Source organism: Pseudomonas sp. MDT1-17 (assembly GCF_054898105.1).
This window is the reverse complement of the sequence record NZ_JBUBVM010000001.1, coordinates 415,180-436,686: the sequence shown is the minus strand read 5'-3', so window position 1 is coordinate 436,686 and position 21,507 is coordinate 415,180. Positions and strand designations below refer to the sequence as shown.

Genomic DNA, 21,507 nt, shown 5'->3' with positions numbered 1-21,507 from the left:
TTATTATGTTACCCGTTCTCACCTCTTCGAGTGGTCATCGTGTCCCGACTTTTTTCTATCTTTGTCGCATTTGTCGCAAGTTTTCTGCTGATGGGTTCAGCTCACGCCGAAGTCAAAGTTCTCACCAGTATCAAGCCTCTACAGCTGATCGCCGCTGCGGTGCTGGACGGTGTGGCGATTCCGGAAGTCTTGCTGCCGCCCGGCGCCTCGCCTCATAACTATGCCTTGCGCCCATCCGACGTACGGAAGGTGCAGTCGGTGGATCTGGTTTACTGGATCGGCCCGGCCATGGAAGGTTTCCTGCCTCGCGTGCTGAACGGTCGTACGCTGCCCAGCGTCGCCGTGCAGGACCTGCCGGGCCTGAAACTGCGACGTTTCGCCGAAGATAGCCACTCCCATGCTGAAGAAGCCGACGAACATGACCACGACCACCGCCCCGGCAGTCTGGACGCGCATTTGTGGCTTTCGCCGGTCAACGCTCGTGTAATCGCCACAAAAATGGCTGCTGACCTGAGTGCAGCCGATCCTTCCAATGCAGTGCGTTATCAGAGCAACCTCAAGGCGTTCGATGTGCGTCTGGATGCGATGGATCTTCGCTTGAAGGCGCGTCTGGCCGGCATCGCTGGCAAACCGTATTTCGTATTCCATGAGGCCTTCGACTACTTTGAAGACGCCTACGGCCTCAAGCATGCCGGCGTATTCAGCGTCGCGGCCGAGGTCCAACCCGGCGCCCAGCACGTCGCGGCGATGCGCACTCGACTGCAGGAAATCGGTAAAACCTGCGTGTTCAGCGAACCGCCGCTGCGTCCGCGCCTGGCAGAAACCCTGGTGGCAGGTCTGCCGGTGAAACTCGCGGAACTGGACGCACTGGGCGGGTACACGCCGGCGACCGCTCAGGGGTATGAGCAAGTGCTGGAGAAGTTGGGGAATGATTTGGCGGGTTGTCTGGAGTCGCTGTAACCCGGACATTGGTGTCGCCCCATTCGCGAGCAGGCTCGCTCTCACATAGACCGCATAAATCTTGTGGGAGCGAGCCTGCTCGCGAAGCTTTCAGAGGGCGAAAGGCAGCGGTGTGCTGACCTTCTGACGCTGCGCTAATCGCTGCTGAAACTCCATCGGATCGTGAATCAACACGTCCTGCCCGGCGAAAGACTCCGCCGCAATCAACCGCGACAACCAGAACCGTACACACGCCACCCGCAACATAGTCGGCCACAACTCGGCTTCGGCTGCGGTAAATGGTCGCAACGCTGCATAAGCGCCCAGCAATGCCCGCGCTCGTGGTCCGTCGATCACCCCGTGCACGTCTGAACACCAGTCGTTCAACGCAATCGCCACGTCGTAGAGCATCGGCCCCGAACAGGCGTTGTAGAAGTCGATCAACCCGGTCAGGTGAGTGCCTTCGAACATCGCGTTATCGCGGAACAGGTCGGCGTGGATGTTGGCTCGCGGCAGCGCCAGAATTTTCGTCTTCTTCTGTGTGATTTCGTCCAGAGCCCGTTGCAGCAGATCGCTCTGCTCGGCACTCAGGTGCGACAGCAACTGCGTGCCCTCCTCCAGCATCCAGTCCAGGCCGCGATCAGTCTTGCGCTTGATCATGTTGGCCTGGGTTGCCAGATGCAGATGACCAAGCAACTCGCCGACCTGAGCGCAATGTTGCGCGTTGGCTTCCTTGATGTGCTTGCCGGCCAGGCGTGGCTGCAACAGCGCGGGCTTGCCGGCCAGTTCGCGCAAGGCGACGCCGTCGGTGGTGCGCAATGCATAAGGCACAGGCAGGTCGGCATCGTGCAGCACGTCGAGCAGTTCAATGAAGAATGGCATCTCCTGAACCGGACCACGCTCCACCAGGGTCAGGACAAATTCGCCCTGCTCCAGGCTGATAAAGAAATTGGTGTTTTCGCTACCAGCGGCAATCCCCTGGAAATCAAGCAGGCGGCCGAGCCCGTAAGGGGCGAGAAAGGTTTCCAGCTCGGGCCGAGCCAGCGGGGTGAACACAGACATGTTTAAACTGCCAGTACGGGCGCCGCTACTTGAGCCAGCGCCGATTGATTAAGAAACTACTTCCATTCAAAAATCTTCCACGACGGAATCAGCATATCCGGCTGATCCGAGCGGATGAAGTTTGCATCCGTTCCGTCCGCACGCACCAAAAAGTAAGGCGGTGCGCCTTTCGGGGTAACCTTGATCGCGTACAGGAAACCGTTTTGGCGGTATTCCTGGATGGTTTTATCGCCTTCCGTGCGAATGGTGACGTCTGGGTCCGACGACGGTGCATCGTCCGCCGCCATGACGGCTATTGGAGCGATTGCAAACAAGCCAGCCAGCAGCAAGCGATTTAGTGTGCGCATGATAACCTTGTCCCTTTGTCGTCAACGGTCCCGCTATTCTAGCGCCGGACCCGCCGAAAAGGTTGATCCTGCTCATGAGCCAAGCCCCCCTCGTCCTGGTGGACGGTTCTTCTTACCTGTACCGCGCCTTTCACGCCCTCCCACCACTGACCACGTCCAAAGGCCTGCCGACCGGTGCGGTCAAAGGCGTGTTGAACATGCTCAAGAGCCTGCGCAAGCAGTACCCGGACAGTCCGTTCGCCGTGGTGTTCGACGCCAAGGGTGGGACCTTTCGCGATGACATGTACGCCGAATACAAGGCCAACCGTCCGAGCATGCCCGACGACATGCGCGTGCAAATCGAGCCGCTGCACCAAAGCGTGATCGCCCTGGGCTTCCCGCTGCTGTGCGTCGAAGGCGTCGAGGCCGATGACGTGATCGGCACCCTGGCCCGCAGCAGCGCGGCGGCCGACCGCCCGGTGGTGATCTCCACCGGCGACAAGGACATGGCGCAGCTGGTCGACGGCCACATTACCTTGGTCAATACCATGACCGGTAGCGCGTTGGACGTGGAGGGCGTGAAGGAGAAATTCGGCGTCGCTCCCGAGCAGATCATCGATTACCTGGCACTGATGGGCGATTCTTCCGACAACATTCCGGGCGTTCCGGGCATTGGTCCGAAGACGGCTTCCGGCCTGTTGGTGGGTGTAAATGGTGGTCTGACTGAGCTCTATGCGCAGCTCGATATCGTCCCGACCCTGCCGATTCGCGGGGCCAAGACCCTGCCGGCCAAGCTCGAAGAGCACAAGGAGATGGCATTCCTCTCCTACCAATTGGCAACCATCAAGATCGACGTGCCGCTGGATATCGGCCTCGACGACCTGCAAATGGGCAAGCCGGATCACGACAAACTTGCCGAGCTCTATACCCTGCTGGAGTTCAAGAGCTGGTTCGAAGATAACCAGCGCGACGCCAAGCGGTCCGGCCAGGAAGTGACGGCTCCGGTGGCTGAAGAAGCCATCGCCGAGACTGAGCTCAAGTACACAACGATCCTCACCCAGGCGGACTTCGACCTATGGCTGAAGAAGCTCAACGACGCCAAGCTGATTGCCTTCGACACCGAAACCACTGGCATCGATGCGCAGCAGGCGCAATTGGTCGGTTTGTCTTTCGCTGTACAAGCCAACGAAGCGGCCTACATCCCGCTCACCCATTCCTACATGGGCGTGCCCGATCAGCTCGATCGCGATACCGTGTTGCGGGCACTGAAACCGATCCTGGAAGACCCGAACAAGCTTAAAGTCGGCCAACACGCCAAATTCGACATGAACATCCTGGCCAACTGCGCCATTGGTGGCGATCAGAGCTGCGGCATCACCGTGCAAGGCGTCGCTTTCGACACGATGCTTGAGTCCTATGTACTGGACTCCACCGCGACCCGTCACGACATGGACAGCCTCGCGCTCAAATACCTGAATCACACCACCACCAGTTTTCAGGACATCGCCGGCAAGGGCGTCAAGCAGCTGACGTTTGACCAGATATCCCTGGAGCTGGCCGGGCCTTACGCCGCCGAAGACGCCGACGTGACGCTGCGCCTGCATCAAACCCTGCAGGAAAAGCTCAATGCCATCCCGAGCCTGAGCAAGGTTCTGAGCGAAATCGAAATGCCGTTGGTGCCGGTGCTGGCACGAATCGAACGCCAGGGCGCATTGGTCGATGCCAACCTGCTGGGCATTCAGAGCGTGGAACTGGGCGAGAAACTGGTCGCCCTTGAACGTGAGGCGTTTGCCATCGCCGGGGAAGAATTCAACCTCGGCTCGCCAAAGCAATTGGGCGTGATCCTGTATGAAAAACTCGGCCTGCCGATCCTCAGCAAAACCGCCAAGGGCCAGGCGTCCACCGCCGAAGCCGTGCTCGCGGAACTGGCCGAACAGGATTTTCCGCTGCCCAAGGTGCTGATGCAGTACCGCTCGATGAGCAAGCTGAAAAGCACCTACACCGATCGCCTGCCAGAGCAGATCAACCCGCGCACCGGACGGATTCACACCTCTTACCACCAAGCCGTAGCGGCGACCGGGCGCTTGTCGTCCAGCGATCCGAACCTGCAGAACATTCCAATCCGCACCGCCGAAGGTCGCCGGATTCGTCAGGCGTTCGTCGCGCCCAAAGGCTACAAGCTGCTGGCCGCCGACTATTCACAAATCGAACTGCGGATCATGGCTCACCTGGCCAAGGACGAAGGTTTGCTGCACGCCTTCCGCAACGATCTGGACGTGCACAAAGCCACTGCAGCGGAAGTCTTCGGGGTTGAACTGGCGGACGTCACCACCGACCAACGGCGCAGCGCCAAGGCGATCAACTTCGGCTTGATCTACGGCATGAGCGCGTTTGGCCTGGCCAAGCAGATTGGCGTTGATCGCAAGCAATCCCAAGCCTACATCGACCGTTACTTCGCCCGTTACCCGGGCGTGCTGGAATACATGGAGCGCACCCGCGCCCAAGCCGCCGAACAAGGTTTCGTCGAAACCATCTTCGGTCGTCGCTTGTACCTGCCGGAAATCAACGCGAAAAACCCGGCCCTGCGCAAAGGTGCCGAACGCACGGCGATCAACGCCCCGATGCAAGGCACCGCGGCGGACATTATCAAGAAAGCCATGATTGCCGTGGACAGCTGGCTGACGGCGTCAGGCCTAGACGCCAAAGTCATCCTGCAGGTGCACGATGAATTGGTTCTGGAAGTGCGTGAAGATTTGGTCGACCAGGTCCGTGATGAAATCCGCGTGCACATGAGCGGCGCAGCGAAGCTTGATGTGCCGCTCTTGGTGGAGGTTGGTGTAGGAAATAACTGGGATGAGGCTCACTGAGCCGTCTGAAAAGGTGCTTTCTGCTGCGGCATAGTGCCGCGGCAGAAGGGACGAAGGGCGCTTAGTTCGGAAAATTCGATGGCCTATTCCAAAGGCTTTTTAAAAAATTCTGAACTAATCTCCTGAATCGCCACTCAGAGTTACTGAATGGGTGGTGAAGCCCTTCGATGCTCCTAATGTTGTGTTAAGTGTTGGCAGATATCTGGACCCCGCCCTAGCGGTTCGGAACTTGAACCCCGGAACTTCCCCCTCCCCATAAGAAGTCCGGGGTTTTTTTTGCCTGCTGCTTTTGTTTGGACAGCTTACTCGGCAAGCTCCGCGCCCTTGTCGGCCAGTTCCATCCAGCCTGCCAGTACAGTGTAGGCGTCTTCCAGGCCCATGCGTTTTGGCGCCGAAAACAATTGGATGCTGATCGCATCGCCCCAACCCTTGCGGATGTCTGCCTGAACCTTGAGCAGGACGTTTTTCGCCGCGCCGTAGGTCAGCTTGTCGGCTTTGGTCAGCAAAATGTGCATCGGCATGCCGCTGGCGACGGCCCAGTCGAGCATCAGCAGGTCGAAGTCGGTCATTGGATGACGGATGTCCATCATCAAAATCAGACCTTTCAAACTCTCGCGACCACCCAGATACGCTTCCAGGTGACGCTGCCAGTGCAGCTTCAACGGGATAGGCACTTTCGCGTAACCATAACCTGGCAGGTCGACCAGACGGCGATCATCGTCTAGCTTGAAGAAGTTCAAGAGCTGAGTGCGCCCCGGAGTTTTCGAGGTTCGCGCCAGGCTGGCGTGCGTCAGAGTGTTCAGAGCACTGGACTTGCCGGCGTTGGAACGCCCGGCGAAGGCCACTTCAAAGCCTTCGTCGTCGGGACATTGGTCGACTTTGGCGGCGCTGAGCATGAAGGTGGACTGTTGGCACAGACCGAGGATGGGATTCTTGAGTTGCATGGGATTTCCGATGTGGGCGGCGCCGGGAATGGACGCGGCGAGCAGTGTCGTTTCCGTTTCAGTGACGCCAGTATATAATGCCGCAGATTTTGTGTGCGCTTTGTCCCAGCGTAGGATGAAGTTCACGAGAGCGATTGACCTTGATTGCACACTAGAACGCAGCACGCTCTCAACCCTGAAAAGGTCGTTTTATGACGAAATGGCTGCTAGCTGCCGGTGTCTTGATGCCGCTTTACAGCGCTCAGGCTACACAGGATCCGGAAGCTGTGTACAACCGTGTTTGTGGTGCCTGTCATTCCGGCCAACTACCCATGGCGCCTCAAAAGGGCGATCAGGAAGCTTGGACGCCGAGGTTGGCGAAAGGTTTGGAGACGCTGGTGCAACACGTGACCCAGGGTTTCAAGGCGATGCCGCCGCGTGGTTTGTGCATGGACTGCAGTGCCGAGGATTACCGAGCAATCATCCAGTGGATGAGCGAGTGATCCCGGCCCATAACTCTTTAACCCTTAGCCGTAGTTGGATTAGCTGATGAACAAATTGATCGTGAGTCTGCTGTTGACCGTGGGGATCTCCGGCATTGCCCATGCTGCAGGTGATGCAACTGCTGGTCAGGCGAAAGCCGCAGTATGTGGCGCCTGTCATGGCCCGGATGGCAACAGTATGGCGCCTAACTTTCCGAAACTGGCAGGCCAGGGCGAACGTTATCTGAACAAGCAGCTGGTCGACATCAAGTCCGGCAAACGCACGGTGCTGGAAATGACCGGCCTGCTGACCAACCTGAGCGATCAGGACCTGGCCGATATCTCTGCTTACTTCGCCAGCCAGAAAGGCAGCGTTGGCGCCGCCGACCCGAAAGTCGTGGCTCGCGGTGAAGCACTGTTCCGCGGCGGTGATCTGGCCAAGGGCCTGCCGGCCTGCACCGGCTGCCACGCTCCAGACGGCAAGGGCAACGCGGCTGCCGGTTTCCCGCACCTGGGCGGCCAGCACGCTCAATACATCGCCAAGCAACTGACCGACTTCCGCAAGGAAGAAGCCGGCCGCACCAACGATGGCGACACCAAGCCGATGCAGAGCATCGCCAAACGGCTGAGTGACGAAGACATCGCAGCGGTGTCCAGCTACATTCAGGGTCTGCACTAAGGCCGGCGGCTCGAGCGTTGCGTGAGGTGTACATCTCCTGCAATGTTAACGCTCTATTAATCCGTCGCAGCAAGTATAAAAAGGGTGGCTTAGGCCGCCCTTTTTTGTGGCCGCTGCCGTTACACTACAGAACTCAAGCCCGCCAGGACCTGTCTGAAAACAGGTCGCGCGAGGCGACCCAAATTGTCCAGGAGTAAAGCATGCGTAATCTGATCATCAGCGCCGCACTTGTCGCTGCCAGCCTGTTCGGCATGACTGCCCAAGCCGCCGAAGCACCCGCCGCCCCTTATGTCGAACTGACCAATCCGGTTCCGGTCGCCGTGCCTGGCAAGATCGAAGTCGTGGAGCTGTTCTGGTACGGCTGCCCGCACTGCTACGCTTTTGAACCGGTGATCAATCCTTGGGTTGAGAAACTGCCTTCCGATGTGAATTTCGTACGTATCCCTGCCATGTTCGGCGGCCCATGGGATGCTCACGGTCAATTGTTCCTGACCCTGGAAGCGATGGGTGTCGACAACAAGGTCCACGCTGCTGTGTTCAACGCGATTCAGAAAGAACACAAGAAGCTGGTCGACAAGAATGAAATGGCCGACTTCCTGGCGACTCAAGGCGTAGACAAGGACAAGTTCCTGGCGACCTTCGATTCCTTCGCCATCAAAGGCAAGATCGTTCAGGCCCGTGAACTGGCCAAAAAGTATGAAATTACCGGCGTTCCAACCATGATCGTCAACGGCAAGTATCGCTTCGACGTGGGCTCTGCCGGCGGCGCCGAGCAAGCACTGCAATTGGCCGACAAACTGGTCGACAAAGAGCGAGCGGCTAACAAGGCTGCTGCCAACTAAGCGCGGGGCCTTCCATGCGCCGCTGGGGTACTGAACGCATCGTTGGCCTGCATGATCCGCGGGTCAACGAGCATCATCTGGAATCGACGGGTTTGCCCGCAGACAGCCGTCTGCGCTTGCTCAGTTTCAATATCCAGGTCGGCATCAGTACCGAGCGCTATCGGCACTACCTGACCCGGGGCTGGCAGCATCTGTTGCCGCACACTGGGCGTGCCGACAATCTGCAAAAGATCGGCAATCTGTTGGGCGACTTCGATCTGGTCGCCTTGCAGGAGGCCGATGGCGGCAGTCTGCGATCAGGCTACGTCAACCAGGTCGAACACCTGGCCCAGCTCGGTGCATTCCCTTACTGGTATCAACAACTCAATCGCAACCTCGGTCGCCTCGGCCAGCACAGCAATGGCGTGCTCAGCCGCCTGCGCCCGTGGGCAATTGAAGATCATCCGCTACCCGGGCCCAAGGGTCGCGGTGCGATCCTGGTGCGCTTCGGCGAAGGTCCTGAGGCGCTGGTGGTGGTCATGATGCACCTGGCACTGGGCGCTCGCGCCCGCAGCATGCAACTGTCTTACATCCGCGAGTTGATCGGCGGCTATAAACACCAGGTGCTGATGGGCGACATGAATACCCATGCCAGTGACTTGCTGCAAAACTCCCCGTTGCGTGACCTGGGTCTGCTCGCGCCGCAACTGGAAGCGACCTTCCCTAGCTGGCGCCCGCAGCGCTGCCTGGATCATATTCTGCTGAGCCCGACCCTGACCCTTGAAAAGGTCGAGGTGCTGGCACACCCCATTTCCGATCACCTGCCGGTCGCGGTAGAGATTCGTCTGCCGGGTTCGCTCACGGCTGATGCATTACCCGCGTTGAGTCCTGCCCCTCGCGGATCCCATGAATGAGCGACGAAGCACAGCGCTGGAAAGAGAAATACCTCAAAAACATCGAACAACAGGAAAAGCTCGAGCGTCGATGGGACGCCCGGCTCGACCTGCTGCGTCGCGGGCTGGTGCGCAGCACCCTGGCCGCAGAAGGTACCGATCGCGCGGTTGACCAGTGCATGAAGGAAATGCGCGAAATCGTGCGCTCCGATGACATGGACGCCGGCCTGGCCGCCCTGCTTCCTCGGCTGGAAAAAGCCGTGCTCGACTCCGAACAGCGCCGGGAAACCCGGGTCAATCAGACCAGCGCCGCACTGACCGCGCTGGTCTCCCAGCTGCAAACATTGCCGCTGCCCCGGGAAGTAAGCCGGCCGCTGAAAAATTTCGCCAAGCATCTGGATACAAGGGTCGGGCAGGCGCGCGAAATTCCGCTGCTGCTGAGCGAACTGAGTGGCCTGCAAGGCAAAGCCTTGGGTCAACTTGAAAACCCGGCGGAACCCGGTCGCCCAGGTTTGCTGCAGCGACTGTTTGGTAGCCGTGAAACAGATGAAATGTCATCACAGGTCACCCCCGCCGCTGTCCCGATGCTTGCCCCGAAGCAGGCCGAATCGATTGCTGTGCCTCAGGCCGAGAAACCACAGGTAAACGTCGATCTCGCACCAGACATCAATAAGCCACAAGTGGCGGTCGCACACATCGCCGCTACCGCTACCGCTGCTGCACCCGAGCCACTGACGATCGAGACACTGCCTGCAGCAACGCCTTCTCCTGCCGTTGTAGCGTTTGCCCCGCCAGTGCTTAAGGCGGAGCAAGCACCCAACCAGCCTCCGGAGACGCAACCGCAACCGAGCCTTGAACATCCAGAAGAATTGGCGCCATCGATCATCGAGCCAGCAACTCAGGCTCAACCGGTACTCAATCCCGACGAACTGACCCCGGTGGTCTTCCTCGACAGCCTGCCGCTACCCCTAGCCATGGCCCAGGTGTTGGCCGCCGCAAGTCCCGAACAACCCGAGCCGGATATTCTCTACGCCCTGCCGGACTCACCCGAACCATCCTATAGCTCGGTGGCCAAGCACATTGAAGACACCCTTCTGAGCTTACTAGACGACCTGACGCTCCCGGAGCGACATCGTCCGCAAGCCGAAGCGATGCGTGATCGACTGAAAAATGGCCTGAATTGGTACGAATTGCTGCCCATCCTCGACGATCTGGCAACCTTGATGCTGGCAATCACCGACAGCGGCCAGCACGAATTTGAAGCCTATTTGCAGCAGCTCAATGAACGCCTCGAGTCGTTCCAAAGCAACTTGCAAGCCACCAGCGAGGGCCATGCCGACAACCGTTCTGCCGCACGCGAGATGGACACCCAGATCCGCGAGCAGGTCGACGGCTTGCAGAACAGCATGCAGGACGCGGCCGACCTGGACGATCTCAAGCACGTCCTGGAAAACCATCTGGAAGGCCTGCTTGGCACCATGGACCAGCACCAGAGGCAGCGTGACGAGCGCGAACAGGAGGTTGCGGCCCGCCTTCATGGTCTGGCGGAACGCGTGGCGCACATGGAGCAGGAAGCCTTGGGCTACCGCGAGCACCTCGAAGAGCAGCGCCAGAAAGCCTTGATCGACCCGCTGACTGGCCTGCCTAACCGGGCAGCCTGGAGCGAACAGCTGGATCACGAAATCAGCCAATGGCAGCATCACGGCAACTCCCTATTGCTGGCAATGCTCGACCTCGACCATTTCAAACGTATCAACGATAACTATGGTCACCTGGCGGGCGACAAAGTGCTGAAGATCATCGCCAACGTGCTCCGCAAGCGCCTGCGCGGGACGGATTTCATTGCCCGGTTTGGCGGTGAGGAGTTTGTCCTGTTGATGCCGGCGACAGCACCGGCTGTCGGTGCGAAACTGCTGGAAAACCTGCGCGCTTCGATCGAAGCCTGCCCTTTCCACTTCAAGGGTGAGCGGGTGACCATTACTATTTCTATGGGGCTGACTGCATTCAAGCCCGGCGAACATAGCGATCTGGTGCTTAAAAGAGCCGATCAGGCGCTATATCGGGCGAAACATGCCGGCCGCAATCGGGTCGAATTGGGCTGACGATCAATTGTGCCATTTTGTTTAAAACATCGTATTGGCGGTCTGAGCGCAAGGCAGTACGTTACACTGTTGCATTACTGACTTGCGTGTACTCCCTCTGCCATGAAATACCTAGCCCTCATCGTGTCGCTGATTCTGTTGGCCGGTTGTGCCAGCGGCCCCCGTTACGACACCCGTCACCCTTCAGCCAATCACGACAGCCGCATTCAGTTCGTGGTGGTGCATTACACCTCCGCGTCACTGGAGCGTTCGCTGCAACTGCTGACCCATGGCGACGTCAGCAGCCACTATCTGATTGGCGACGACAAGGGCGCTACCATCTACAAGCTGATGGATGAAAACCTCCGCGCCTGGCACGCCGGGGAAAGCGAATGGCAAGGCCGGACCTGGTTGAACTCCAGCTCCATTGGCATTGAAATCGTCAATCCCGGTTTTAAGGACACCCCTACCGGGCGCCTTTGGTACCCCTATAGCGAAGACCAGGTCCAGTCCCTGATCGTCCTGCTCAAGGACATCAGTAAACGTTACGCCATCAATCCCCGCAGCATCATTGGTCATAGTGACATCGCCCCACTGCGCAAGCTCGATCCGGGGCCGCTGTTCCCTTGGAAGCGCCTGGCTGCCGAAGGCCTTGGAATCTGGCCGAACGAGCAGGCCGTAGCGCTTCAACAAGCACAGTTTGAAGTACAGCCGCCAACCATCAGTTGGTTTCAGGCACAGCTGGCCCGTCTGGGTTATCCCACGCCGCAAACCGGCGAACTGGATGTTGCGACGCGCCACGTGATTGCCGCCTTTCAGATGCATTTCCGACCGTCTCGTTTCGATGGCACACCGGATGCTCAAACCGCGGCGCTTCTACAGGTCTTGAATCAGACAAAATAATGACGCCCGCCCGACGGTCAGGGCTTTTTTCCAACCAGCAGCTATAACTCATTGGTAATTCTTCGGATATTCCTATGCCTGCTGCTCGAGAGACACTACGTAGTTGGTTTTATCGCCCTTGGTTTTTGGCGATACTGGCTGCTGCCTTGAGCGCGACACTCCTGATGGCCGGCAGCCTGTTCGTGGCCATGCATTCAGTCGAGCAGAATGAAAGCGAAGAGATGAATGCCCAGGGCGAGCGCTTCCTTGCTCGCCTGGAGCAACTTTTCGGGCAGTTGCGTGAAAGCCTCGATGACCTGGAAGCCCAGCCGCTACGAGGCTGCGATGACGAAATGATCGCGACCTTGCAGCAAGTCAGCTTCAATTACCGTTTCGTTTACGAAGCCGCCTATATGGACGCCTCGCGGATCTGCTCCAACCGCCCCCGTCAGGGTCTGTCGATGATAAGACCGCCGGACATCAAGGGCCCGACCTACAGTTACTGGCTGAACACCACCACCGAACCCGATGAAAACCGTGCCGCGCTGATGCTCGGACGCGGCAATTTTCGCGTCGCGACGTCTCGCGGGCATTTGACCGACATGGTCGACTTGCCACCGGGAAGCAGCCTGCTGGTGGTACTCGACCGCGGCACGCGCGCGATTCCGGTACTGGGTGTCGCACAGATCTGGCCACCGACCGAACCCTGGCCCCCGAAAAGCATCGACGAGCTACAGATCACGCAGTCCCGCTTGATTTACCGCATGCCAACCAATAATCCGGAATACCAATTGGTGCTGATCAGCCCGCGTACCGGCATGCATGTGCCTGCGGTTTGGTGGTGGTTGCTACCCGCCAGCCTGGGGCTGGCTGTATGTGTGGGCTTTCTGGTGCTTCTGTTGGTGCGCCAGCGACAATCGCTGGACGCCGAACTGAGTGGCGCCATACGGCGAGGCGAGTTGCAGGTGTTGTACCAACCCATCTTCGACCTCGACAGTCGCAACTGTGTCGGAGCAGAGGCCTTGTTGCGCTGGCGAAGGCCGGACGGCACCCTGACCAGTCCTGACCTGTTTATTCCGATGGCGGAAAACACCGGCCAGATCCGCCAAATGACCGACTTCGTCCTGCAGCGCCTGCTTGAGCAGCTTGGTCAATTGTTGCGGGCCAATCCACAACTGTACATTTCGGTCAACCTGGCGGCCTGCGACGTCATGGTGCCGCGTATTGGCCAGGTGATGGCGCGCCTGCTGACCTTGCACCGCGTCGCAGCAAAGCAAATTGCTTTTGAGGTCACCGAGCGGGGATTGATCGATGTCGTCGTCGCTCGGGAAAACCTGCAAGCCTTGCGGGATGTGGGGCATCAGGTGCTGATTGATGACTTTGGCACCGGTTATTGCAGCCTCGCCTACCTGCAAACCCTGCCAGTCGACTGCCTGAAAATCGATAAGGCGTTTATCGATGCGCTGGGTCATGACGTTGCGAGTAGCGGTGTCGCACCTCACATCATTCACATGGCCCAGGCCCTGCAACTGCAAGTCATTGCCGAAGGCATCGAACATGAGTCCCAGGCAGCGTTTCTGAGCAGTGAAGGCGTGAAGTTCGGTCAGGGCTGGCTCTTCGCCCATGCGTTAAGTGCGGTGCAGTTTATCGAGCTGATTACCCGTGGCCGCCGATTGGCCGCGCGACGTCTCGATGACGAAGCCTGAAGTTGCTACGGCTTATACCGACAGCGCCATATAGAACTGGGTACCCTGCCCTGGCCGCGAATAAACGCCCATTCGTCCGCCATGCAGTTGCACGATTTCCTTGCACAGTGCCAGACCGAGCCCGGCACCACCCTTCTTGCGACCCACCTGTACAAAGGGTTCAAAAATCCGCCCTTGCTGGCCATAGGCAATGCCTTCGCCGTTATCCTCGACGCTGATAATGACTCGCTCGCCATGGCGTCGAGCCTGCAAACGTATTTGCCCGCCGGGGGCGGTGTGGCGCAACGCATTGTCGATCAAGTTATCGAGCACTCGGTCCAGTTGCGGCTGATCGGCCTGCAATCGCGGTAATGGCCCTTGCACCTCCACCGACAGGTCGATGCGCTGCTCTTCTGCAGGGCCGGCAAAACGTTCCCGGGCCTGTTCCAGCAACTCCTCGATGGCGCACGGCGCCAGTGTGAGTTTCTGAAGTCCGTTTTGATAGCGGGAGAAGTTCAGCAGGTCGTTGATCAACTGCATCAAGCGCTGCATCTCTTCGTTCACAGTGTCCAGCAGATCAGCTTCACGCGAATCCTCGGCAAAGTGCGCACGCTCGCGGAACAGGCCGAACGCCATGTGCATCCCGGTGACCGGCGTTCGCAACTCATGGGAGGCGCGCAGTACGAACTCGCTGCGCACCCGTTCAAATGCACGCTGTTCGGTGACGTCATGCAGCACCATCACGGCGCCGAGAATATGGCCCTGGGTATGGCTGACCGGTGTCAGGCTAAAAGTCAGCAACCGCGACTCACCGTCGACCTCGATACTCAGGTCTTCCGGCGCCCGCTCCAGGGTGCCGCCGCGTAGCACCAATTGCAGCTGATCATCAAGTTCGGGACGCTCAAGCGCCGTGCCCAGCCCCTGGCCGAGACGATCGGTGTCCCACCCCAACTGACGCTGCGCCACGGGGTTAAGGTGTTCCAATCGACCAGCGCGGTCGATCATCAGCAACCCATCGTCGATGCTGTCGAGCACGGCCTGCAAACGTTGCTGGCCTGCGAGCAGCTCATCGACATTGGTGGCCTGATGCTCGCGCAAGGCTTCGGCCATGATCCCGAAGCGCTTGGTCAGCTGGTTCATTTCCACTGCCGAGGAAATCGGCAGCGTCACTTCGAAATTGCCTTGGCCGATGTTGTCTGCCGCTTGGACCAGGGCCTCGATGGGTGCACCAAAACGTCGAGCGATAGCGTGGGCGGTGATGAAGCCGATGATCAACACCGCCAGCCCCACCAACCCGAGCAGGCCGGCAACCAGCAGCGCCCTCTCCCGCGCCTGTCGTTCGGTGGCGTTAATGTTATCCAGCGCACGCTTGTGCTCGGCGATCAAACCATTGCGCAACGCATTGAATTTTTCTGTGAGTAATGCATTGCCACTCAACACGTGCGTCGAGTCACGTGAAGCGTCGTACGCTTGCAGAAAGCTCTGGTAGTCAGCCTTGGCCTGCTCGAAGCTGTACTGGAGCTCATCACCCTTTGGGGTATGGGCAATGCCGTCATCAAGCAACTGAAAGTAATGCTGCCGGGACGCCTCGAGCGCCGCAGGATCGGGCTTTTCGCTGACCATGATGATCAGTTGATCGCCCAGGGATTGACGCAATTTCAGCCCCAGGTCGAGCGTGACGAAATTATTGCGAATCAGCGCTTCCTGGGTACCCGCCATCTGCATGACGCTGACCAGCCCGAGCAACAGCCCAAGCAGCGCCACGGTGATCAGTGCGGAAATACTCAGAAACAGCCGCGTGCGCAACTTCATCGCCAGTTTCATCGCAGACAGCTCACAAGTTGTACTGCTTGCGTTTGCGGTACAACGTCGAGGCATCGATACCCAGGGTCTTGGCGGCCTGGTCCAGTGTGTCTGCGGTGGCGAGGACCGCGCCGATGTGGGCTTTTTCCAACTCGTCCAGACTCAACGCAGCGCCGATCCGTGGTGCATTGTTGACCGGGGTTTCGGCCATGCCCAGGTGGCTGATCTCGACCCGCTCCTGTGGACAGATGATGCTTGCCCGCTCCACGACGTTGCGCAACTCGCGGATGTTCCCCGGCCAGCGGTAGCCGAGCAGCGCTTCGCGGGCTTCGTCACTGAAGCCACGAGCCGGACGCGCGTACTCCTTGACGAAACGGGCCAGAAAGCGATCGGCCAGAGTCAGAATATCTTCCCTGCGCTCGCGCAGAGGCGGCAGGTGCAAGGTGATGACGTTCAGGCGGTAGAGCAAATCTTCACGGAAACGGCCGTCGCGGACCATGTCTTCGAGGTTCTGGTTAGTAGCCGCTAGGATGCGCACATCAGCGCGGCGGGTGACCGGGTCGCCCACCCGTTCATATTCTTTATCCTGGATGAAACGCAGCAGTTTAGGTTGCAAAACCAACGGAAAATCGCCGATCTCGTCAAGAAACAGCGTCCCGCCATCAGCCTGATTGACTCGTCCCAAAGTACTTTCGCTGGCCCCGGTGAACGCGCCACGGCTGTGGCCGAAGAGCTCGCTTTCCATGAGTTCGGCGGTCAGGGATGGGCAGTTGATCGTGATGCAGGATTTCTTCGCGCGCTTGCTCCAGCCGTGAATGGCTTGGGACAGCTCACCTTTACCGGTGCCGGACTCACCGAGAATCAAAATATTGGCATCGGTGCTGGCCACCTGGCGGGCGGTTTCGAGCACTACCTTCATCGCCGGACTGTGAGAGTCCAGGCCATCCTTGGGTTTGCGCACTTCGCCTTCAAGGGCTTCCAGACGTGCCGACAATTGCCGCACTTCCAGCTGCTTGGCGGTGGCCAGGCGCAATTGGTCGGGGCTGCAAGGCTTGACCAGATAGTCGGCGGCACCGGCCTGAATGGCATCCACAGCGGTGTCCACAGCCGAATGAGCGGTGACGATCACCACTCTCATCCAGGGTGCCTGAATGCGCATATGGGCCAGCACATCGAGACCATTGTCCTCACCCAGACGCAGGTCGAGGAAGCACAAGTCGAAGACTTGGCGCTGAAGCAGTGCATCAGCCTGGGCAGCGCTGTTGGCGGTAGCGACGCTGTAGCCTTCATCTTCGAGGCAATAGCGGAAAGTACGCAGGATGGCAGACTCATCGTCCACCAGCAGAATGCGGCCTTGATGCTCAGTGGCAGATTCCATTTTCCTACGCTCCTTAATGAATGATCTTGGTTAGTCCCGGAAAAATCGGGCAAGTTGCATGGTTTATTCTGGTCGATTCCAGCTATAGCAGCGTAGCTCTCTCCGCACCCTACGGCTAATCGCCTGATTTTGTTGTTTTTTTATCAGATAGCCGGTTCAAAGCAGTTGCCGGTGTCCCCTTGTGACATCCATGCCCTCCTCGCAATTCAAAAATATTGAAAGTTCCTACGAATCTATCGTGCATTACGCACGACTTCAAAAGGGCCATCGTGCAGGATGCGTCCGATCCGAATTCCCGTAATTCATAACTAATTGATTTTATTGATTTTTATCATCATGAAAAGCTGGCATGCAGGCTGCAATAGTCTTGATTAACCAGGGCATTTAAACGTCGCCCCAACAAATTCACCACAGTGTGGGAGGAGCTTCAGGATGAGTCGCCAACGTGCCGCCCAATTGCGTATCTCGCCACTGCATATCCAGCAAGGCCTGTTTGCTGTTTTGGCGCTATTGATCACCTTGATCGGCGGCCAGCAGTTTCAGCGTTGGGAGCAGAGCCAGCAGCAAGAAGCGCCACGCCTGTCGATTCAGCATCCGACCCAAACCCAATTCAGTGCAGCCAATAACCAGGCTGACAGCCCCCCGATGCGAATGATGGACGTCGACCAGGCTCAGCCTGTAGATGAGATGCCTCGCCAGCAACGTTGGGTGTTCTAAACACACGAACTTGGCGCGTTCGATGCGCCGGGAAAAGCACCACAAGTCACATCTCTAAATAGAAGCGTAAGGAGAATCACCATGTTGAGCTGGGCAATCACATTCTTGATCATTGCCATCATCGCTGCGGTATTGGGCTTCGGTGGTATCGCGGGCACCGCCACGGGTATCGCCAAGATTCTCTTTGTCGTGTTCCTGGTGATGTTTATTGCTTCCTTCTTCTTTGGCCGTCGCGGTCGAGGCTGAATATGAGCGTTTCGTTAAAGACACTGGCAACCGCCCTGCTTCTGGGCGGTTGTGCCATGGCGATGGCGGCCAATGACGGCAAGCGACATGCCTCAACAAGCGCTTGATTGTTGCCGTCAGCTTCGACAAAAAGGACGCCTACGCCATGCCGACGACCGCTTTCTCGGCAAGCCGAACCAGGGCATGCAGGACCTGTTGATGGAACAACTCAAGAAAGATCCACACTGGTACTGAATTCGTAACATGAAAGAAGCAGCATGGCTTCTTTCCAACTGCGTTACCCGAAGAAGGTAGACGCATGACCAAGGGGTCGGGACGTTCTGCCTGTTTCAGGGGCGGAGTGACCTACGGGCACATGGGGTGCCTGCGCAAGGGCCGGGTCAGGCAAAAGCTGCGACGCAAGTTCGCCGGTCACTCATGACCTGACGGACTTGCGAAGAGCTTCTACAGCGTAAAGCATTGTCCTAGAGCGTTCTGCTCGCCTCCTCCGCTCCACCTCCGTTAGTCCCTCGCAAAACCGTTTCGTGGTGTTTTTTTGTGACCGTATATCGAGAAAGCTGCGACTGAAAGTCAGAGAATTTTCGCGTTCAAACGTATGCTTTTTCCGAGTTTTAACCCGGATTTCTCCGCTAAAAAAACAACCAATCTCCTCTAAGATGGCCGGTTCACGGCACTTATGCCTGCCGAAATGTCGTATTCGAACCGATTGGGACGCGAGTTTCAGTTGAAAAAACTCATGCCGATTCGGCATAGGGTAGGCGTTTACGGCATTAGACGTCGCTTCCTCGCATCTGAATAGTTGCGCCTTTTTTCGCCTGCCAGAGAGCCGATAACAAGCGCTCCGGGGCACCTTATACGGGGGTAGACGCACAAGACTTTTTCGCCACAAGCGTTCCAGTTTTTGTGCATCTGCCTGAGTCAAACGCAAGTAAGGGTAAAGATATGAAGAAGGCAAAGCTTAGCCTCGCCTGGCAGATCCTCATCGGTCTGGTATTGGGGATTGCAATCGGTGCGCTGCTCAACCATTTCAGTGCCGAAAAAGCCTGGTGGATCAGCAACGTCCTGCAACCGGCAGGCGATATCTTTATCCGTCTGATCAAGATGATTGTGATCCCGATCGTGATCTCGTCCTTGATCGTCGGTATCGCGGGTGTCGGCGACGCGAAGAAGCTCGGCAGCATCGGCCTGAAGACCATCATCTACTTCGAGATCGTCACCACGATCGCCATCGTCGTCGGTCTGGTGTTGGCCAACCTGTTCCATCCGGGTGCCGGCATCGACATGAGCACGCTGGGTACCGTGGATATTTCCAAGTACCAGGCGACGGCCGCCGAGGTTCAGCATGAACATGCGTTCATCGAAACCATCCTCAACCTGATCCCGTCCAACATCTTCGCGGCTGTCGCCCGTGGCGAGATGCTGCCGATCATTTTCTTCTCGGTGCTGTTCGGCCTCGGTCTGTCGAGCCTGAAGCCCGACCTGCGCGACCCGCTGGTGAAAATGTTCCAGGGCGTCTCGGAAAGCATGTTCAAAGTCACTCACATGATCATGAACTACGCCCCGATCGGCGTTTTCGCATTGATCGCGGTGACCGTGGCCAACTTCGGTTTCGCCTCCCTGCTGCCGCTGGCCAAACTGGTGATCCTGGTTTACGTCGCCATCGCCTTCTTCGCTTTCGTGGTGCTGGGTCTGATCGCTCGCCTGTTCGGCTTCTCGGTGATCAAGCTGATGCGTATCTTCAAGGATGAGCTGGTGTTGGCCTACTCCACCGCCAGTTCCGAAACCGTGCTGCCGCGCGTTATCGAGAAGATGGAAGCCTACGGCGCGCCGAAAGCCATTTGCAGCTTCGTGGTGCCGACCGGCTACTCGTTCAACCTCGACGGTTCGACCCTGTACCAGAGCATCGCGGCGATCTTCATTGCCCAGCTCTACGGCATCGACCTGTCCATCAGCCAGCAATTGCTGCTGGTGCTGACCTTGATGGTCACCTCCAAAGGCATCGCCGGCGTGCCGGGTGTGTCCTTCGTGGTGTTGCTTGCCACGCTCGGCAGCGTGGGTATTCCACTCGAAGGCCTGGCGTTCATCGCGGGTGTCGACCGCATCATGGACATGGCGCGAACCGCGCTGAACGTGATCGGCAATGCCTTGGCCGTATTGGTCATCTCCCGTTGGGAAGGCATGTACGACGATGCCAAGGGCCAACGCTACTGGAACTCCCTGCCGCACTGGCGCAGCAAGGAAAAGTTGCCGGTCGGTGAAGTCACCAGCAACTGAGTCATCCTGCATTAGAGCCAAAACAAACCCCGGAGAAATCCGGGGTTTGTCGTTTCTGCACACCCCGCTATCATTCGCCGCATTCTTCGGGGGATTTAACTGATGCTCAATGGCCTGTGGCTAAGCTTCTTCATCGTGGCCGCCATCTCGGCGCTGGCGCAATGGCTCATCGGCGGTAACGCCGGGATCTTCGCGGCGATGGTGGAAAGCATTTTCGCCATGGCCAAATTGTCGGTCGAGGTGATGGTCCTGCTGTTCGGCACCCTCACCCTGTGGCTGGGCTTTCTGCGGATTGCCGAGAAGGCCGGGATCGTCGAGTGGCTGGCCAAGGCGCTCGGCCCATTGTTTCTGCGCCTGATGCCCGAAGTCCCGGCGGGTCACCCGGCCATCGGCCTGATCACGCTCAACTTTGCCGCCAATGGCCTGGGCCTGGACAACGCCGCCACGCCGATCGGCCTTAAAGCCATGAAGGCGCTGCAAGAACTCAACCCCAGCGACACCATCGCCAGCAACGCACAGATCCTGTTCCTGGTGCTCAACGCCTCCTCCCTGACCCTGCTGCCGGTGACGATCTTCATGTACCGCGCCCAGCAAGGTGCGCCCGATCCGACCTTGGTGTTCCTGCCCATCCTGCTCGCCACCAGTTGCTCGACATTGGTCGGCCTGCTGTCGGTGGCGTTCATGCAGCGTTTGCGCCTGTGGGACCCGGTGGTGCTCGCGTACCTGATTCCCGGTGCATTGGCCCTCGGTGGTTTCATGGCGTTGCTCGCGACGCTCTCGGCGACCGCTCTGGCCGGCCTGTCATCGATCCTCGGCAACCTGACGCTGTTCGGGCTGATCATGTTGTTTCTGGTGATTGGCGCGTTACGTAAGGTGAAGGTCTACGAAGCATTCGTCGAAGGCGCGAAAGAAGGCTTCGACGTCGCCAAGAACCTGCTGCCGTATCTGGTCGCGATGCTGTGTGCCGTCGGCGTGCTGCGGGCGTCCGGAGCGCTGGACTTCGGTCTGGACGGGATCCGGCATCTGGTGGAATGGGCCGGTTGGGACACACGTTTCGTCGATGCGCTGCCGACGGCGATGGTCAAGCCGTTCTCCGGCAGCGCCGCCCGGGCGATGCTGATCGAAACCATGAAAACCTCTGGCGTGGACAGCTTCCCGGCGCTGGTGGCGGCGACGGTTCAGGGCAGTACTGAAACGACCTTCTATGTATTGGCGGTGTACTTCGGCGCAGTGGGAATCCAGCGGGCGCGGCATGCGGTGGGGTGTGCGTTGCTGGCCGAATTGGCCGGCGTGTTGGGCGCAATCGGGGTGTGTTACTGGTTCTTTGGTTAACGAAGAACCCATGTGGGAGCGGGCTTGCTCGCGAAAGCGGAGTGTCAGTCGACATCATTGTTGAATGACACTCCGCTTTCGCGAGCAAGCCCGCTCCCACATTAGGTTTGCGTTGGC

The 21,507-nt window shown here is 58.5% G+C and carries 18 protein-coding genes and 1 pseudogene; 14 read left to right on the top strand and 5 right to left on the bottom strand.

Going from position 1 to position 21,507, the window contains the following annotated elements; all coding sequences use genetic code 11:
* Window positions 1–39 precede the first annotated feature (39 nt).
* On the top strand, window positions 40–960 hold the full coding sequence (locus ACYZTX_RS01865; RefSeq protein WP_462032713.1) for a zinc ABC transporter substrate-binding protein: 921 nt from the start codon (window positions 40–42) through the stop codon (window positions 958–960).
* 90 nt (window positions 961–1,050) lie between these two features.
* Here the strand turns inward: ACYZTX_RS01865 and ACYZTX_RS01860 are convergent, their stop codons facing one another.
* Together ACYZTX_RS01860 and ACYZTX_RS01855 are read right to left on the bottom strand one after the other, a co-directional pair.
* A complete protein-coding gene (locus ACYZTX_RS01860; protein ID WP_462032712.1) occupies window positions 1,051–2,001 on the bottom strand; it encodes a homoserine kinase in 951 nt (316 codons plus the stop codon).
* 56 nt (window positions 2,002–2,057) lie between these two features.
* Complete coding sequence (locus tag ACYZTX_RS01855) at window positions 2,058–2,348, bottom strand: DUF2782 domain-containing protein (protein ID WP_461961903.1); 291 nt, start codon at window positions 2,346–2,348, stop codon at window positions 2,058–2,060.
* A 74-nt stretch (window positions 2,349–2,422) separates the two neighbouring features.
* Here ACYZTX_RS01855 and polA point away from each other — a divergent pair, with 74 nt between their 5' ends.
* Window positions 2,423–5,194, top strand: coding sequence for a DNA polymerase I (gene polA / locus ACYZTX_RS01850; protein ID WP_462032711.1), 2,772 nt, complete (start codon window positions 2,423–2,425; stop codon window positions 5,192–5,194).
* Between the two features lie 302 nt (window positions 5,195–5,496).
* Here the strand turns inward: polA and yihA are convergent, their stop codons facing one another.
* Window positions 5,497–6,138, bottom strand: a complete 642-nt coding sequence (gene yihA, locus ACYZTX_RS01845; protein WP_046044882.1) for a ribosome biogenesis GTP-binding protein YihA/YsxC — start codon at window positions 6,136–6,138, stop codon at window positions 5,497–5,499.
* A gap of 191 nt (window positions 6,139–6,329) precedes the next feature.
* On the opposite strand from yihA, the gene ACYZTX_RS01840 reads away from it, so the two are divergent.
* The 7 genes from ACYZTX_RS01840 to ACYZTX_RS01810 all read left to right on the top strand — a co-directional run bounded on the left by ACYZTX_RS01840 (window position 6,330) and on the right by ACYZTX_RS01810 (window position 13,661).
* Complete coding sequence (locus ACYZTX_RS01840; protein WP_462032710.1) at window positions 6,330–6,620, top strand: c-type cytochrome; 291 nt, start codon at window positions 6,330–6,332, stop codon at window positions 6,618–6,620.
* 46 nt (window positions 6,621–6,666) lie between these two features.
* A complete protein-coding gene (locus ACYZTX_RS01835; protein WP_462032709.1) occupies window positions 6,667–7,278 on the top strand; it encodes a c-type cytochrome in 612 nt (203 codons plus the stop codon).
* A gap of 200 nt (window positions 7,279–7,478) precedes the next feature.
* Complete coding sequence (locus ACYZTX_RS01830) at window positions 7,479–8,120, top strand: thiol:disulfide interchange protein DsbA/DsbL (protein ID WP_462032708.1); 642 nt, start codon at window positions 7,479–7,481, stop codon at window positions 8,118–8,120.
* 14 nt (window positions 8,121–8,134) lie between these two features.
* Window positions 8,135–9,013 carry an endonuclease/exonuclease/phosphatase family protein gene (locus ACYZTX_RS01825; protein WP_462032707.1) on the top strand — a complete coding sequence of 293 codons (879 nt, stop codon included), beginning with the start codon at window positions 8,135–8,137 and terminating at the stop codon, window positions 9,011–9,013.
* Window positions 9,010–11,094 carry a diguanylate cyclase gene (locus ACYZTX_RS01820; RefSeq protein WP_462032706.1) on the top strand — a complete coding sequence of 695 codons (2,085 nt, stop codon included), beginning with the start codon at window positions 9,010–9,012 and terminating at the stop codon, window positions 11,092–11,094. The genes ACYZTX_RS01825 and ACYZTX_RS01820 overlap by 4 nt, the downstream gene beginning before the upstream one ends.
* Window positions 11,095–11,196: 102 nt before the next feature.
* Complete coding sequence (locus ACYZTX_RS01815; RefSeq protein WP_462032705.1) at window positions 11,197–11,976, top strand: N-acetylmuramoyl-L-alanine amidase; 780 nt, start codon at window positions 11,197–11,199, stop codon at window positions 11,974–11,976.
* 74 nt (window positions 11,977–12,050) lie between these two features.
* Window positions 12,051–13,661, top strand: a complete 1,611-nt coding sequence (locus ACYZTX_RS01810; protein ID WP_462032704.1) for an EAL domain-containing protein — start codon at window positions 12,051–12,053, stop codon at window positions 13,659–13,661.
* A 12-nt stretch (window positions 13,662–13,673) separates the two neighbouring features.
* Here ACYZTX_RS01810 and ACYZTX_RS01805 read toward each other — a convergent pair whose 3' ends face one another.
* The gene (locus tag ACYZTX_RS01805) at window positions 13,674–15,464 is read right to left on the bottom strand and encodes a KinB sensor domain-containing domain (RefSeq protein ID WP_462032703.1); all 1,791 of its coding nucleotides are present in this window, start codon (window positions 15,462–15,464) and stop codon (window positions 13,674–13,676) included.
* Between the two features lie 10 nt (window positions 15,465–15,474).
* The gene (gene algB / locus ACYZTX_RS01800) at window positions 15,475–16,821 is read right to left on the bottom strand and encodes a sigma-54-dependent response regulator transcription factor AlgB (protein WP_462032702.1); all 1,347 of its coding nucleotides are present in this window, start codon (window positions 16,819–16,821) and stop codon (window positions 15,475–15,477) included.
* 432 nt (window positions 16,822–17,253) lie between these two features.
* Between algB and ACYZTX_RS01795 the strand changes: the two genes are divergently transcribed.
* The 5 genes and pseudogenes from ACYZTX_RS01795 to ACYZTX_RS01775 all read left to right on the top strand — a co-directional run bounded on the left by ACYZTX_RS01795 (window position 17,254) and on the right by ACYZTX_RS01775 (window position 21,390).
* On the top strand, window positions 17,254–17,538 hold the full coding sequence (locus tag ACYZTX_RS01795) for a hypothetical protein (RefSeq protein WP_462032701.1): 285 nt from the start codon (window positions 17,254–17,256) through the stop codon (window positions 17,536–17,538).
* A gap of 81 nt (window positions 17,539–17,619) precedes the next feature.
* Window positions 17,620–17,784, top strand: coding sequence for a DUF1328 domain-containing protein (locus ACYZTX_RS01790; RefSeq protein ID WP_003177151.1), 165 nt, complete (start codon window positions 17,620–17,622; stop codon window positions 17,782–17,784).
* A gap of 85 nt (window positions 17,785–17,869) precedes the next feature.
* Window positions 17,870–18,018 (top strand): annotated as a pseudogene (locus ACYZTX_RS01785) (Ivy family c-type lysozyme inhibitor); the annotation flags it as partial.
* 708 nt (window positions 18,019–18,726) lie between these two features.
* Window positions 18,727–20,058, top strand: a complete 1,332-nt coding sequence (gene gltP / locus ACYZTX_RS01780) for a glutamate/aspartate:proton symporter GltP (RefSeq protein ID WP_462032699.1) — start codon at window positions 18,727–18,729, stop codon at window positions 20,056–20,058.
* Between the two features lie 102 nt (window positions 20,059–20,160).
* Complete coding sequence (locus ACYZTX_RS01775) at window positions 20,161–21,390, top strand: nucleoside recognition domain-containing protein (protein WP_462032698.1); 1,230 nt, start codon at window positions 20,161–20,163, stop codon at window positions 21,388–21,390.
* Window positions 21,391–21,507: the final 117 nt, after the last annotated feature.